The following is a 15,501-nucleotide window of genomic DNA, read 5'->3' as shown; positions in this document are numbered from 1 at the left end:
CGAGATCAAGACCCACCAGGGCGGGCCCCGTCTGGTCCTGCGCCCCAGCACTCGGCCAGCGTCATCTACGGTACGAGTCTGAGGAGCCTGTTGGGTGAACCGGATCCGATGTTGCGCAGAACTCCGGTCGTGGCCCCGCTGACGAGAGCGCTGTGTACGGTCGCCGGACTGGCGGTGGGGTGCGAGGTGAGGTAGACCGCCGCGGCTCCCGCGACATGGGGGGTCGCCATCGAGGTGCCGGAGAGCGTGCGCGTCGCCGTGTCGCTGGTGTGCCAGCCGGCGGGAATCGACGAACCGGGGGCGAACATATCGACCACGGAACCGTAGTTGGAGAAACTGGATCTGTAGTCAGAGCTTGTGCTGGCCCCCACGGTGAGGGCAGCACTCACACGGGCGGGTGAGAAGTAGGCGGCATTCCGGGCCGAGTTGCCGGCGGCCACCGCATAGGTGATACCGGAGCCGATGGAGTTCCTCACCGCGGTGTCCAGCGCCGTGCTGGCGCCGGCGCCCAGCGACATGTTGGCGACCGACGGCCCGACGCGGCGCGCAGTGACCCAGTCGACGCCCGCGATGACGCCGGAGGCGGTGCCGGACCCGCTGTTGTTCAGCACCCGTACTGCCACGATATCGGTGCGCTTCGCCACGCCGTACGTACTGCCGGCGACCGTAGTGGCGACGTGCGTTCCGTGACCGTTGCCGTCGGCGGCGATGGGGTCACGGTCGACAAAGTCGTAGCCGTACCTGGCGCGCCCGTCAATCTGACTGTGAGTGATACGCACGCCGGTGTCGATCACGTACACAGTCGCGGAACCGCCCGCCGTATCCGGATACGTGTACGTCAGGTTGAGTGGACGGTTGGCCTGGTCGATCCGGTCCAGGCCCCACGGCGGGAGGATCTGCGTCTCATTGGCGTGGACCTCCTGGTCCTGCTCGACGAACGCGACGGCCGGGTCGGCGGCGAAGCTCCTCGCACCGGAGGCGCTGACACGGACGGCGTAGCCATTGAGCGCGTGGCTGTAGGTCCGCTCCACCGTGGCGCCGTACTTGGCCGCCAGTTCATCGCCTTTCGTCGAGTTCGCATTGAACCCGGCGGACTCCTTCAGCGCGACGATGTAGCTGTTTTCGATGGCGTTGACGGAATCCTCGTGCAGGATCCTTCCGGTGGCCGGGGCGGCTTCGGCGGGCAGGGCGGTACCGCACCCGATGACGGCGGCCGCGGCCGCCGCGGCGATCGCCGCGGCGATCCGCCGCCGGGCGGTGAACATTTCTCTCATCCTGAAGAGCCTTCCTCGGGCGGACCCGTGACGGTGTTCGCTGATGCTGCTGATCCGAGGATGACCAGACGGATCATCATTTAAATGCTCCGTTGGTGCTTTTCACCCTTGATGGCCACTAGTCACCCCGTATGGGCGGAATCTGTGCCGGGGTGTCGGGCGACTGACAGTCACTCAAGGGCTGGTCCGCGGCCGACCGGCTGAGCGCACGAAGCCGGCCTCGTAGCGCGCCGTGAGTGCGGCGGCCTGGGCCGGGTCGTTCACGTCCATCGCGTGGTTGCCCATGGCCTGCGTACCACGGTTGCGGTATGCGCAATGAAGGCCGTACGACCGTGGGAGGTCTGCCACTTCCGACCGGAGACGGCATCCGTTGTCGGTGGCGGCACTTACCGTTGACGCATGGATCTTCGACTGCCCCGACTGCGCGGGGCCGTACTTCGGAGGCCGCGTCGGCTGATCGCCGCCGCGGCCGCCGTGGTCGTGCTCGCCGGCGCCGGTACGTGGACGGCCGTCGCCTCGGACGAGGCCGCACCTGTGGACCGGGCCGACAGAGTCATGGACATGGGCAGCGGGGTGAAGATCGACACCTCGTACTTCACATCGGGCTCCGGCCGCCGCCCCGCCGTCCTCCTCACGCACGGCTTCGGCGGCAGCAAGGACGACGTACGGTCCCAGGCGGAGGACCTGGCGCGCGACGGGTACGCGGTGCTGACCTGGTCGGCACGCGGAATGGGCGAGTCCACGGGCAAGATCGGCCTGAACGACCCCAAGGGCGAGGTCGCCGACGTCTCCAAGCTGATCGACTGGCTGGCCGAGCGCCCCGAGGTCGAGCTGGACCGGGACGGCGACCCGCGCGTCGGCGCCACCGGCGCCTCGTACGGCGGCGCGGTCTCGCTGCTCGCGGCCGGCCACGACCAGCGGGTGGACGCGATCGCCCCGGCGATCACGTACTGGAACCTCGCGGACGCGCTGTTCCCGAACGGCGTCTTCAAGAAGCTGTGGGCCGGGATCTTCGTGAACTCCGGTGGCGGCTGCGACAACTTCGAGGCCACGCTGTGCGAGATGTACCAGCGGGTCGCGGAGTCCGGCGAGCCGGACGCCGAGGCGCGGGAGCTGCTGGAAGCCCGCTCCCCGTCCGCCGTCGGCGCCGAGATCAACGTGCCGACGCTCATCACGCAGGGCCAGACCGACTCCCTGTTCCCGCTCGGCCAGGCCGACGCGATGGCCAAGGCGATCCGGGCCAACGGCGCACCCGTGGACGTCGACTGGATCTCGGGCGGTCACGACGGCGGCGACATGGAGACGGCCCGGGTGTCCGCGCGCGTGGGCACCTGGTTCGACCGCTATCTGAAGGACGAGCCGGGTGTGGACACCGGCCCCGCGTTCCAGGTCACGCGCAGCGGCGGCGTCGATTCCCAGGAGGGCACCACCCGGTTGACCAGCGTGACCTCGGACAGCTACCCCGGCCTGACGAGCAAGACCCGCCCGATCGCCCTGTCCGGGCGTGAGCAGAGCTTCGAGAACCCGGCGGGCGCCAACCCGCCCGCAGTCTCGGCCCTGCCCGGCCTCGGCGGCGCCGGCGGCCTCTCCCAGCTCTCCTCGCTCGGGATCGGCGTGTCCCTCGATTTCCCGGGCCAGTTCGCCGCATTCGACTCCGAGCCCTTCGTGGAGGACCTCCAGATCACCGGCTCGCCGACGGCGACGGTCCATGTGAAGTCGACCAGCGAGGACGCCGTGCTCTTCGCGAAGGTGTACGACGTCGGACCGGACGGCGGCACGCAGCAGGTGCTGCCCGCCCAGCTGGTCGAGCCGATCAGGGTGGAGGACGCGAAGGCCGGCAAGGACGTACGGCTCACTCTGCCGGCGATCGACTACGAGGTGGACGACGGCCACCGGCTGCGCCTGGTCCTCGCCTCGACGGACCTCGGCTACGCGTCACCGACGGCTCCGGCGACCTACACGGTCTCCATGGCGGGAGACGGCGGCCTGAGCGTGCCGATGCCACTCGGCGACTCGGAGGCGACGGCACCACTGCCCGCATGGGTGTGGTGGCTGCCGCTGGCCGGCGCGCTCACAGCGCTGGCCCTGCTGCTGACGGCCCGCCGCCCCACCGCTGCACCTGCCCCCGACCCGGAACTGGCCGATGTCCCGCTCCAGATCACGGACTTGAGCAAGAAGTACGCCAAGTCCAGCGACCGTTACGCGGTCCGGGACCTGTCCTTCACGGTGGAAAAGGGCCAAGTACTGGGCCTGCTGGGCCCGAACGGCGCGGGCAAGACGACGACACTGCGCATGCTGATGGGCCTGATCAAGCCGGACGGCGGCGAGATCCGGGTCTTCGGCCACGCGATCCGCCCGGGCGCCCCGGTGCTGTCCCGCGTCGGTTCCTTCGTCGAGGGCGCGGGCTTCCTGCCGCACCTCTCCGGCCGCGAGAATCTCGAGCTGTACTGGAGGGCCACGGGCCGCCCGCCCGAGGACGCGCACCTGGACGAAGCCCTGGAGATCGCGGGCCTCGGTGACGCCCTGTCCCGCGCGGTCCGCACGTACTCCCAGGGCATGCGCCAGCGCCTCGCCATCGCCCAGGCCATGCTCGGCCTGCCCGACCTCCTCATCCTGGACGAGCCGACCAACGGCCTCGACCCGCCGCAGATCCGCGAGATGCGCCAGGTCGTGATCCGCTACGCGGCCGCGGGCCGTACGGTCATCCTCTCCAGCCATCTGCTGGCCGAGGTCGAGCAGTCCTGCACCCACATCGTGGTCATGGACCACGGCCGCCTGGTCCAGGCGGGCCCCGTGGGCGACATCATCGGCGGCGGCGACACCCTGCTCGTCGGCCTGGCCTCCGACATCGCCGACCCGGTGGTGGAGAAGGTGGCGGCCCTGCGGGACGTGGAGTCGGCGGTACGGACGGATGACGGCCTGCTCGTACGGCTGACTCCGGCGACGGCACCCACACAGGGAGCCGCCGTGCCCGAGACCGCCGGCGTGGGGGCTTCCGTCGGAGCGGACCGCGCCCAGGGCACGGTGACCGTCTCCGGCACCCCGGAGTCCGCGGGCTCCGCGGACTCCGGGAACTCCGAGGGCGCGCCCGGCGTCACCGAGCGGAGCGCCGCGCTGCTCGTCGAGCTCGTACGGCTCGAAGTGCCCGTCGCCTCGATCGGCCCCCACCGTCGCCTGGAGGACGCCTTCCTCACCCTGATCGGAGACTTCGAATGAGCACCCTCGAAAAGGCCGAGAAGGTCGAGAAGGAAGAGGCGGCGGAGGGCTACCGGGCGGGACGGACGCTGCCGCTGCGCGTCGAGCTCGTACGGCAGCTGAAGCGGCGGCGCACGCTCATCATGTTCGGGATCCTGGCCGCCCTGCCGTTCATCCTGGCCATCGCCTTCCAGGTCGGCGGCGAACCGGGCGACGGCAACGACCGCGTGAACCTGATGGACACGGCCACGGCGTCCGGCGCGAACTTCGCCGCGGTGAACCTCTTCGCGTCCGCGGGCTTCCTGCTCGTCGTCCCCGTGGCGCTGTTCTGCGGAGACACGGTCGCCTCGGAAGCGAGCTGGTCGTCTCTGCGCTATCTGCTCGCGGCGCCCGTGCCCCGCGCCCGGCTGCTGTGGTCCAAGCTCGTCGTCGGACTCACCCTCAGCCTCGCCGCGATGGTGCTGCTGCCGGTCATCGCCCTCGCCGTCGGCACGGTCGCGTACGGCTGGGGCCCGCTCCAACTGCCCGTCGGCGGCACACTGCCCAGCGGCGACGCCGCGCGGCTTCTGCTGATCGTGATGGCGTACATCTTCGTGTCCCAGTTCGTCACCGCCGGGCTGGCGTTCTGGCTGTCGACCCGCACGGACGCCCCGCTGGGCGCGGTCGGCGGCGCGGTGGGCCTGACGATCATCGGCAGCGTCCTCGACGAGGTGACGGCCCTCGGTGACTGGCGCGACTTCATCCCCGCGCACTGGCAGTACGCCTGGCTGGACGTCATCCAGCCGGAGCCGGACTACAGCGAGATGATCCAGGGCACGGCCATCTCCGTCACCTACGCACTGGTGCTGTTCGCCCTGGCCTTCCGCGGGTTCGCCCGCAAGGACGTCGTCTCGTAGGCCGAAGGTCGGCTTTATCCGGGCCCGGATGGAACGCCTGTTCCCGACCCGAACATCCGGGACGTATTCGCCACGGTGCGCCACCCCTCCCGCAGAGTAGAAAGATCCATCAGCATGAGCAGGCAAGGGTCCGACCAGCCCTGGCGGTGAGGGGGAGAGCGCTGTCCCGCACGTGCGGGGCCAACGGATCCGGAGGGTCACCATGCAGACAGTCACCAAGCAGGCCACGGAGTGGCTGGCCGCCGCCGCGACCGACCCGCGCGACTGCAAGCGGCGGTGGCAGGGATACGAGGGGATCGCGGTACTGCCCTGCGGACGGTTCTGGGACGTGCTGAGTGTGCCGGAGGAACTGGGTGTGCCGGCCCTGGACGCCCTGCTGTGCATCCCGCAGGCGCCCGGACCCGTACTCGCGGACACGGGCGCACGCAGGGTGGGCTTCTTCCTGCCGCCGGATCCCGAGGGCCGCTGGGTCGGCTCGGATGTCCGGTACCTGGGCAAGGGAGCCTGGATCACGGTGCCGGCGCCGGATCGGACGCCAGGACGTTTCCGATGGCTGGTACCGCCCGACGGCACCGGGACGCTGTTCGTCCCCGCCGCAGTGGAACTGGCCCTCCAGCAGGCCCTCGGCACCCTCGCCGCAAGGGCCTCCACAAAGGCCGCCGCACGGCGCCGCTGCCCGACGTGCGGAACAGCGACCGCGGCAACGAGCTAGGCCGCAAGCCATGCGACAGGACCGCCGCCCCATACGAGGCGGCGGTCCTCTGCCATCGTTCCCGGTCCGGGAACGGTCAGTTGAGACGCGGGCCCATTAAAAGACCGCGGTCGCGCCCGGCAGGCAGGTGAACACCGAAGACCCTTCACTTGTCACGACGCTGCAGGCAGGCACGCTCACCACGCCGCCGAAACCGCTATGCCACCCGCCCCTGGACCTGCCCCTGCCGGAACCAGCCCCGCTGGTCTGCCGCTGAGAACACGGGGTCGTAAGGGCCCCTACGGACACCCTCAGGTCTCCGGGAGATCACCTACCGGTCTCAACAGGCGCCCGCCGTGCCCGCTTTGAGATCGATCCGCAACGCCCCGTGCCGCACACCTCGGCCCTCTCCGGCGTCACAGTCACAGACGTCGACGTCAACTCAGAGGGGGCCCACATGGGCGAGTACCGGACGACACACCGAACACGGCGACCGCGCGGCGCACTTGCCGCTCTGATGGCCGCGGGCTGCCTGCTGCTCGCCGCATGCGGCTCGGGCGCGGGCGAGTCGTCGGCCGACGGCAGCAACAAGGCCAGCGACACCGAGCGCTTCCCGGCTCCAGCCCCCGCGCAGCCGACCGGCCCCGCCGGCACCGACGAAGGCACCCCCCTGGGCGAGCAGCAGGGCGAGATACGCGAGACCACCCCGCCTCCCGCCGACTACCTCTCCACGTTCGCGCTGGACGTCGACACCGCCTCGTACGGATACGCACGCCGCATTCTCGCCGACGGCCGGCGGCCGGACCCGGCGACCATACGGCCCGAGGAGTTCATCAACAGCTTCCGCCAGAACTACGAGCGTCCCGATGGCGACGGCTTCTCCGTCACGGTCGACGGCGCGCGTACGGACGCAGGTGGAGAGAGCGACGACTGGCGGCTCGTGCGCGTCGGTCTCGCCACGCGCCCGGCCGAGGACAGGGGAGAACGGCCGCCCGCCGCCCTCACGTTCGTCATCGACGTCTCGGGCTCCATGGCCGAGCAGGGCCGACTCGACCTGGTCAAGAAGTCTCTCAGCGTGATGACGGACGAACTGCGCGACGACGACTCCGTCGCGATCGTCACCTTCAGCGACGAGGCCGAGACCGTACTGCCGATGACCCGCCTCGGCGACAACCGCGACCGCGTCCACGATGCCGTCGACACCCTGGAACCCACCCTCTCCACCAACCTCGGCGCGGGCGTCGACACGGGATACGCCACCGCCGTCGAGGGCCGCCGCGAAGGCGCCACCAACCGTGTCGTCCTGCTCTCCGACGCCCTCGCCAACACCGGTGACACCGACGCCGACTCGATCCTGGACCGCATCTCCGACGCCCGCCGGGCGTACGGCATCACCCTGTTCGGCGTCGGCGTGGGCAGCGACTACGGCGACGCCCTGATGGAACAGCTCGCCGACAAGGGCGACGGCCACACCACCTACGTATCGAACGAAGAGGACGCCCGCACGGTCTTCGTCGACCGACTGCCCCGCAACATCGACCTGACGGCTCGTGACGCCAAGGCGCAGGTCGCCTTCGACCCGCAGACGGTCGAGCAGTTCCGGCTCATCGGCTACGACAACCGCGAGGTCGCCGACGAGGACTTCCGCAACGACAGCGTCGACGGCGGCGAGATCGGCCCCGGCCACACGGTCACGGCCCTCTACGCCGTCCGCACCAAGCCCGGCGCCTCCGGCCACCTCGCCACCGCGACCGTCCGCTGGCTCGACCCCGACACCCGCACCCCGCACGAGGAGTCGGCCCAGCTGGAGTCCGAAGCCCTCAACCAGCCCCTGTGGAGCCGCGACAACGCCCGCAACGGACTCCAGGTCACCGCCATAGCCGCCTATTTCGCCGACGCCCTCCGCTCCGGCGACTCCCGCTGGTCCGGTCTCCCCGCCGCCCCCTCACTGCCCGAACTGTCCGACCGCGCAGACGAGCTGGCTGACACCACGGAGTCCGAGGAGGTACGCCAACTCGCCGACGCGATCGAACAGGCCGGCCGCCGGTAGCGGACTAGGCGGGCCTGAGCCGATAGGCGTACGTGTACGTCCGGCCGGAGTGCAGCAGGTACTTCTCCAGCGGAGCCGCACCCCACGAGTCGATGCCGCCCACGCCCATCTGCCGGTGGTTGACGCCCAGCACGGTCTCGTCGCGCCGCTTCAACTCGTACGGATGGCGCGGCCCGTCGAGGTCGAACGGCGAGTAGTGCAGCGCGCTGGTCTCCAGCAACGGCTCGCCGTCCGCCGGATCGGCGACCACGGTGAGCCCGTCACCGGAACGGTCGGTCAGCGACAGGTGGCGTACGTCCGTCATGTTCCCCGTCTGCTGGGGGCGGACGTACGGCGCCACCTGATCGTCGACCGTGGATCGCCAACGCCCCACGAACGCAGACGTCTTACGGTCCCAGTAGTTCTCGTGCGGCCCACGACCGAACCAGCCCAGCCGCTCGAAACCCCCGGGAACGGTCAGCAGGGCACCCACCATGGGCAGATCGGGCAACCTCGCGGCCGCCTCAAGTGTGTGCCGCACTCGCACTTCGCCGTCCCCGCGCACCCGGAACTCGGTGCGCCACGACGAGGCGCTCGGCGAGGTGGGCAGCGTACAGCCGACCTCGATGACGACCTCGCCGGGTGAGGGCTGCGAAGCCTTGACCGACGCCACGGTCCGCTTGGCCCCCGCGTCGCGCCACGTGCGCGCCGTGTTCTGGAATTTACGGCCGATGTCGTTATCCGTCGGCCCTCGCCAGAAGTTCGGGACGGGGCCCTCGGCGAGCAGAAGCCGGCCGCGGAAGACGTACGAGGAGAGCGTGCCGGAGGCCTTCGACAGCACGACCTCGACGTTCCGGCCACTCACCTTCACTTCGCTGTCGGTCTCCGTGAGCCTGAGTTCGCCTCGCGGTGCGGGATCGGGAACGGCGGGTGCGGATGCCTTCCAGCCCAACGCCAGCTGTTCGGCGGCGACTTCGTGTCCGGCGTCGGCCCAGCTCGTCTTCTTCCGCAGCACGAAGGAGAGGTTGAGGAAATACTCCGCACCGGGTTCGAGCGCGGACGGCTTCCGGTACGGGATGCGTACGGTGCCCTCCCCGCCCGGCGCGACCTTGGGTGCCGCCAGCGTGCCGTGCTGCACGCGTGCGCCGTCCCGTGTGACCGTCCACCGCAGCTCGTACGCGTCCAGGCCGCTGAACAGGTGCTTGTTACGCACCTTCACCACACCGGCGGCGAGATCACCGGCCGTGATCCCCACCGGCTGGTAGACCTTCTTCGCCTCCAGCAGTCCCGGATGTATGGCCCGGTCACCCGCCACCAGGCCGTTGCAGCAGAAGTTCCCGTCCGTCGGATATCCCGGCTTCCAGTCGCCCCCGAACGACAGATACGTGCGCTTCGGGTCGCCGGGGACGGGCAGCCGTATCGTCTGGTCGGCCCAGTCCCAGAAGAACGCGCCGTGCAGATTCGGATAGCGCTCGATGATGTCCCAGTACTCCGGGAGGTTGCCGCCGCTGTTGCCCATCATGTGCGTGTACTCGCACAGCATGTACGGCTTCGGATTGCCGGACTTGCCGTACCTCTCGACGCCCGCCGGGCTGGTGTACATCTCGCTGTGCACGTCGGTCACGGCGTTCATGCCCTCGTAGTGCACCGGCCGCGAGGCGTCGCGCGCGTGCACCCAGTCGGCCATGACCTTGAAGTTCGAGCCCTGGCCCGCCTCGTTGCCGAGCGACCACACGACCACGCACGCGTGGTTCTTGTCCTGCTCGACCATCGAACGCAGCCGGTCCACGCACGCGTCGGTCCACTCGGGCAGCGAACCCGGCACGGTGTCGCGTACCCCGTGCGTCTCCAGGTTCGTCTCGTCGATGACATACAGGCCGTACTCGTCGCACAACTCGAGCCAGCGCGGGTGATTGGGGTAGTGCGAGGTGCGGACGGCGTTGATGTTGTGCCGCTTCATCAGCAGGATGTCCCGCACCATCCCTGCCTCGTCGACGGCCTGCCCGCGCTCGGGGTCGTTCTCGTGGCGGTTGGTGCCGCGGAACATGATCGGTTTGCCGTTGACGGTGAACGTGCCCGGCCCATAGTCGACTTGGCGGAACCCCACCCGCTTGCTGTGAATGTCGACGGCCCTACCGGAGCCGTCCTTGAGTGTGACGACCAGGGTGTAGAGATTCGGCTGCTCGGCCGACCAGAGGGCCGGGGCCTTCACCTCGCCCTTCAGCGTCACCTCGTCCTCGACGCCGTCCGCCAGCTTCAGCACACGCCGCCCCCGGGCGTCGAACAGCTCGGCCACCACGCGATGCCCGGCGGCCGACTTGTCCCCACCCCGGTCGCGTAAGGCGACATCGACGCTCAGCACGGCGTCGCGGTACGCGGAATCAAGTTCTGTACGCACGAACAGGTCGTCGACGTGCACCTGCGGAACCGAGTACAGATACACGTCCCGGAAGATCCCGGACAGGTCGATCATGTCCTGGTCCTCCAGCCAACTGCCGTCGGACCAGCGGTAGACCTCCACGGCGAGCGTGTTTCGACCGGTCTTCAGATACGGGGTGATGTCGAACTCGGCGGGTGTGTAGCTGTCCTCGCTGTAGCCGACGCGCTTGCCGTTGACCCACACGAAGAACGCGGACTTCACGCCCTGGAAGGAGATCAGTGTGCGCCGGCCCTTCCAGCCGTCGGGGACGGTGAAGGTACGGCGGTACGAGCCGACGGGGTTGAAGTCGTGCGGGATCTGCGGCGGCTCAGGGGTCTCGTAACCGACCCACGGATACGGGATGTTGAGGTAGATCGGCTCCGGGTAGCCCTCGATCTCCCAGTTCGACGGGACGGGGATGCGGTCCCAGGTGCTGTCGTCGAAGCCGGGTGCGTGGAACCCGGTGGGCCGCTGGTCGGGGTTTCTCGCCCAGTGGAATCGCCAACTGCCGTTCAGGGAGCGGTGGTACGGCGACTTCGCGAACTGCCCGCGCCGGGCGTCGGCAGCGCTGGCGTACGGCACGAGGCGGGCGGCCCGGGCCGGCTCTCTGTTGACCTGGAAGACTCTCGGACTCGCGTCCCACTCGTCGCCCGCGGCCGCGAACGCCCGCTTCTGCGCGGCGAACGCGGCTGACCCTGCGAGGGCGGCTCCTGCTGCGAGGACGTTGCGGCGGCTCGGACGGTATGTGCTCATACGGCGGCTCCACCGGAAGGCAACATGAAGCCTCAGCGTCGAACGGAATCGCGCAGGGCGCAAGACCTCCTCCGCCTCATACGCCTCTGGGGATGCCTCTTTGAGGGCGCGGGGCTGTGTCAATTTGCGCCTCCGCCTGGGTGGGCGCGTCCCAGTAGCCGCCCACAGGCCCGAACACAGGCGAACAATCGATTGAAGTTCGGCTACGCGCGAGTAAGTTGACGCCCGCGTAAGTAACGTACCGCACCACTGCAAGTGAGCCGCCGCGACCGGGGAGCCGTCATGGGTGTACGCAAAGATCTGAAACAGGCGAAGAAACGTACCGACCTGGCGAACCGCACCGAGGTCGAGATCGTCAGGGACCACCGAGGCGTCGTCCGCGAGGCCCGTATACCGCCCCTCGCACCGAGGGCCACCACCGGCAGCATCGCCGACCTGCCCTACACCAACGCGGCCGAGGCCCCCGACGCCGTGATCCTCCGCCGCAGGGCGAACGGCACCTGGCACCCGGTCACCGCGGAGGCCTTCGCCGGCGAAGTCACCGCTGTTGCCAAGGGGTTGATCGCGGAGGGCCTCGAACCAGGCGGCCGAGTCGCGCTGATGTCCCGTACCCGCTACGAGTGGACGGTCCTCGACTTCGCGATCTGGGCGGCCGGCGGCCAGTCCGTCCCCATCTACGCCACGTCCTCGGCCGAGCAGATCGAGTGGATCGTCCACGACTCGGGCGCGCGTTTCGTCATAGCCGAGACCCCCGAGAACGCGGAAGCGGTCACGGCCGGCACGGCTGACCACCCGGACCCGCCGCGCGTATGGCAGATCGACGAAGGCGCGATCCCCGAACTCGCCGCCCGTGGCCGGAACATCCCCGACGAGGAAATCATCAAGCGCCGGGAGGCCCTCACCTCCGACACACCCGCGACGATCTGTTACACCTCCGGCACCACGGGCCAGCCCAAAGGCTGCGTCCTCACCCACGCGAACCTGCACGCCGAGGCCGCCAACACGGTCGAACTCCTGCACCCCATCTTCAAGGAGATCACCGGCCAGGTCGCCTCGACCCTCCTCTTCCTCCCTCTCGCCCACATCCTCGGCCGCACCATCCAGATCGCCTGCCTGATGGCCCGTATCGAGCTGGGACACTTCCCCAGCATCACGCCGAACGAACTCCGGCCCGCGCTCAGGGAGTTCGGCCCCACCTTCCTGGTCGGCGTCCCGTACCTCTTCGAGAAGATCCACGCCACCGGCCGCGCGACCGCCGAGCGGATCGGCCGCGCCGCCTCCTTCGACCGTGCCGACCGTATCGCCGTCCGCTTCGGCGAGGCCCACCTCAACAGGTTCCTCGACCGCGGCCAGGGCCCGAACCCCGGCCTGTACGCCGCCTGGGCCCTGTACGACCAGCTGGTCTACCGCCGCATCCGCAAGGAACTCGGCGGCCGCATGCGCTACGCCATCAGCGGCGGCTCCCCCCTCGACCGCAACCTCAACCTCTTCTTCTACGCCGCCGGAATCATCATCTACGAGGGCTACGGCCTGACCGAGACCACAGCCGCCGCAACGATCGTCCCGCCCCTGAAACCCCGCCCCGGCACGGTCGGCCTCCCCGTCCCCGGCACGTCGATCCGTATCAACGACGACGGCGAGGTCCTGATCAAGGGCGGCATCGTCTTCAACGCGTACTGGAAGGACCCCGCCGCCACAGACGCCGCCCTGACCGACGACTGGTTCGCGACCGGCGACCTCGGCGCCCTCGACGAGGACGGCTACCTCACCATCACCGGCCGCAAGAAGGACATCCTCATCACCTCCGGCGGCAAGAACGTCTCACCCGCCATCCTGGAGGACCGCCTCCGCAGCCGCCCCCCGGTGGGCCAGTGCATAGTCGTCGGCGACAACCGCCCCTATGTAGCCGCTCTGATCACCCTCGACCGCGAGGACGTAGCCCACTGGCTCCACGTCCGCGCAATGCCCGCGGACACCCCCATGGCCGACCTCATCCGCGACCCCGCCATGCGAGCCGACGTCCAGAAGGCCGTGGACTACGCGAACCAGGCGGTCTCCCGCGCGGAGTCGATCCGCGAGTTCCTCCTCGTAGAGGGCGAGTTCACGGAGGAGAACCGTCTGCTCACGCCGTCGCTGAAGGTCAAGCGTCATGCGGTGGCGCGGGCGTACGCGGATCAGATCGAGGCGTTGTATCGGGGCTGACGCGCTCCCGGGTGCCGGAGGGGGCGTCGACCAGGTCGGCCAGGACGCGATAGTGACCCTGCCAATCCAGGAGCCACGCCGTCAACCAGCTCGACAGCCTCCTGGTTCGAGGAGGTTGATACTTCCGGGAATGGCTCGGACTGAAGGGAATCGCCCCGTTGTCCGGCCGTGATCACCACCGCCTGCGGCGATACCGACGTCGGTCCCGTCAGACGGGCTCGCCGGGGCCGTTCCGGGCCACCGAGAGGATGACCTCCCGCATCTGCTCGACATACAGCCGCATGTTCTTGTAGGCGATGTCTGTGTCCGGGTAGCGGCCGGCGAAGTACAGTCCCTCATGGAGTCTGTTGAACCAGGCGCACACCCTGTCCCCGTAGGACACTCTGACCAGGCCGTACGCCTTCAGCTCGGTCCAGCGCTCTGATCCGGGGAGACCCCGGGCATCGATGAACGAGACGATCGAGTACAGGTCGGGCGACGTCGGGCGGAAGTCCGAGCCGAGCAGGCGCAGCACCCGGCCGATGGGCATGCGGGCCATCGGCCTGTTGGCGTGCACCGCGGTGTGGACCATCTCCAGGACGCATCGGAAATCGACTGCCTGTGCCGTGTGAATCTCGATCGGCGCGCCGCCGACGTACCAGCCGACGGAGTCCCGCCATTCGCTCTTCGCGCGTGTGTGGAACGGCACGACTGTCCGAAAGGCGGGTTCGCCGCCGATCTTGTGGACGACGAGGCTCGTGGCAGCCAGGAGGCCGACCGGAACCCCGCCGAAGGGCCGGCACGCCTCGTCGAACGCGGCGATGGCGTCGGCGTCGACGAGCATGTCGTGCATGAGCTTCTGCGTGGGCAGAGCGCCGCCGGGATCCAGGCCGAGATCGACGGGGAAGTTCGGCAGGTCCCCGCCGCACAGGTCGATGAACTCCCGCCAGCGGGCGACGATTTCGTGCGTGTCGTCGATCCGGTCCGCGTCTGCCCGCTCGATTTCGCAGAAGTCCACGTAACTGCCGACCGGTGCCCATTGAGCGGGACGGCCCTCGACGGCCGCCGCGCAGAGCTCGTGGATCTCGGCGGGGATCCGTTGGATGGAGTACCCGTCGACGTTGCTGTGGTCGAAGGCCATGTACACGCTCGTGCCGCCGTCCCGGACGATCGCCGCGTAGATGAAGTTCGGCCAGCTGAGCGCGTTCGCCGCGACGTCGAAGCGGTCCTGGAGGCGCTGCACGAGTCTCTCCACGTCGGAGAACTCGCCGACCACCTCGCGATGAAGTACGACGGCCTCGGCATCGAGCGTGAACCGGCGCAATTCGTCGCCGGCCCAGCGGAAGCCGCTGCGCAGTGTCTCGTGCCGGAGGGTCCAGGTCCGCAGTGCGTCCTGCAGTACGTCGAGATCGACCATGCCCGGGATGTCGAACGCCGTGCCGAGCCAGGTCGGAACGAACAGGCCGTCCTCGCGCACCGACTTGGCCGTCCGGATGTGCGATTCCTGGACATACGCCGGTGGCCGGGAATCTTCGGGCAGACCGGTCGCTGTCTCGATGGCCTCCTGATCGAGCGTCCACTCGATGAGGAGTCCCGGCCGGGCCTCGCAATGCTGGATGTCGGTCATTCGCACGGCAGGCATCTCCGTTCACATGGGGTGCAGAGGGGCGGTGACTCGGACCGGACCGTCTCTTCGCCGGCGTCAATGCGGTGCGGACCTGCCGCAAAAACCAGCGCGCCCAGACGTTCACCCGTGCGGCCCGGCGAGAAAGTGAAGGAAGGGGCGACTGCCAGCGTCCCAGCCGGTCTCGGAGGCTCGTCGGCGGTGTGGTGGAAGCAGGTGGCGGGACAACAGCGAGCCGGGGCAGGTATGGCTATCGCGCGAGCGGCACTCGGTGTACGGGGCGGAAAGTCCGGGCCGGCAGGCCGCACCGGTGTTGCTGCTCGGGTGCGGCCGGCGCTGTCGTCCTGGCCGGAGACGCCTTTGTCGGCGCGGCTGGCAGGGGGTGCAGACCATCGTCGTCTTTCCGTCGGCCTGCAGCATGGCGCACACGCGCGGCACA

Annotated in this window: 8 protein-coding genes; 5 read left to right on the top strand and 3 right to left on the bottom strand. The window is 69.3% G+C overall.

Annotation, left to right across the window (positions count from 1 at the left end):
• Positions 1 to 65 precede the first annotated feature (65 nt).
• Entirely contained in the window at positions 66 to 1,274 is a 1,209-nt protein-coding gene (locus ABD357_RS40200) for a S8 family peptidase (RefSeq protein ID WP_344396380.1), read from the bottom strand.
• Positions 1,275 to 1,673: 399 nt separating this feature from the next.
• Between ABD357_RS40200 and ABD357_RS40195 the strand changes: the two genes are divergently transcribed.
• The 4 genes from ABD357_RS40195 to ABD357_RS40180 all read left to right on the top strand — a co-directional run bounded on the left by ABD357_RS40195 (position 1,674) and on the right by ABD357_RS40180 (position 8,106).
• Positions 1,674 to 4,490, top strand: coding sequence for an alpha/beta fold hydrolase (locus ABD357_RS40195; protein ID WP_344396379.1), 2,817 nt, complete (start codon positions 1,674 to 1,676; stop codon positions 4,488 to 4,490).
• Positions 4,487 to 5,365 (top strand): ABC transporter permease, encoded by an 879-nt coding sequence (locus tag ABD357_RS40190; RefSeq protein WP_344396378.1) that lies wholly within the window; start codon positions 4,487 to 4,489, stop codon positions 5,363 to 5,365. The genes ABD357_RS40195 and ABD357_RS40190 overlap by 4 nt, the downstream gene beginning before the upstream one ends.
• Before the next feature lie 202 nt (positions 5,366 to 5,567).
• Positions 5,568 to 6,077, top strand: coding sequence for a hypothetical protein (locus tag ABD357_RS40185; RefSeq protein ID WP_344396377.1), 510 nt, complete (start codon positions 5,568 to 5,570; stop codon positions 6,075 to 6,077).
• A 436-nt stretch (positions 6,078 to 6,513) separates the two neighbouring features.
• Positions 6,514 to 8,106: a vWA domain-containing protein gene (locus ABD357_RS40180; RefSeq protein WP_344396376.1), complete on the top strand. Its 1,593-nt coding sequence runs from the start codon at positions 6,514 to 6,516 to the stop codon at positions 8,104 to 8,106.
• A gap of 4 nt (positions 8,107 to 8,110) precedes the next feature.
• On the opposite strand, the gene lacZ is transcribed toward ABD357_RS40180, so the two are convergent.
• On the bottom strand, positions 8,111 to 11,257 hold the full coding sequence (gene lacZ / locus ABD357_RS40175; RefSeq protein WP_344396375.1) for a beta-galactosidase, LacZ type: 3,147 nt from the start codon (positions 11,255 to 11,257) through the stop codon (positions 8,111 to 8,113).
• A 282-nt stretch (positions 11,258 to 11,539) separates the two neighbouring features.
• On the opposite strand from lacZ, the gene ABD357_RS40170 reads away from it, so the two are divergent.
• Positions 11,540 to 13,459 (top strand): AMP-dependent synthetase/ligase, encoded by a 1,920-nt coding sequence (locus tag ABD357_RS40170; protein ID WP_344396374.1) that lies wholly within the window; start codon positions 11,540 to 11,542, stop codon positions 13,457 to 13,459.
• A gap of 208 nt (positions 13,460 to 13,667) precedes the next feature.
• On the opposite strand, the gene ABD357_RS40165 is transcribed toward ABD357_RS40170, so the two are convergent.
• The gene (locus ABD357_RS40165) at positions 13,668 to 15,071 is read right to left on the bottom strand and encodes a condensation domain-containing protein (RefSeq protein WP_344396373.1); all 1,404 of its coding nucleotides are present in this window, start codon (positions 15,069 to 15,071) and stop codon (positions 13,668 to 13,670) included.
• Between the last annotated feature and the right edge of the window lie 430 nt (positions 15,072 to 15,501).

Origin of the sequence: Streptomyces vastus (assembly GCF_039532825.1) — a bacterium.
Taxonomy (GTDB): Bacteria; Actinomycetota; Actinomycetes; order Streptomycetales; family Streptomycetaceae; genus Streptomyces; species Streptomyces vastus.
Note: the sequence above shows the minus strand (reverse complement) of the source record. Positions and strands in the feature narration are given on the sequence as shown.

Coding starts and splice junctions, on each gene's coding strand:
- ABD357_RS40200 (WP_344396380.1), bottom strand. CDS start 1,274: ATGAGAGAAATGTTCACCGCCCGGCGGCGGATCGCCGCGGCGATCGCC.
- ABD357_RS40195 (WP_344396379.1), top strand. CDS start 1,674: ATGGATCTTCGACTGCCCCGACTGCGCGGGGCCGTACTTCGGAGGCCG.
- ABD357_RS40190 (WP_344396378.1), top strand. CDS start 4,487: ATGAGCACCCTCGAAAAGGCCGAGAAGGTCGAGAAGGAAGAGGCGGCG.
- ABD357_RS40185 (WP_344396377.1), top strand. CDS start 5,568: ATGCAGACAGTCACCAAGCAGGCCACGGAGTGGCTGGCCGCCGCCGCG.
- ABD357_RS40180 (WP_344396376.1), top strand. CDS start 6,514: ATGGGCGAGTACCGGACGACACACCGAACACGGCGACCGCGCGGCGCA.
- lacZ (WP_344396375.1), bottom strand. CDS start 11,257: ATGAGCACATACCGTCCGAGCCGCCGCAACGTCCTCGCAGCAGGAGCC.
- ABD357_RS40170 (WP_344396374.1), top strand. CDS start 11,540: ATGGGTGTACGCAAAGATCTGAAACAGGCGAAGAAACGTACCGACCTG.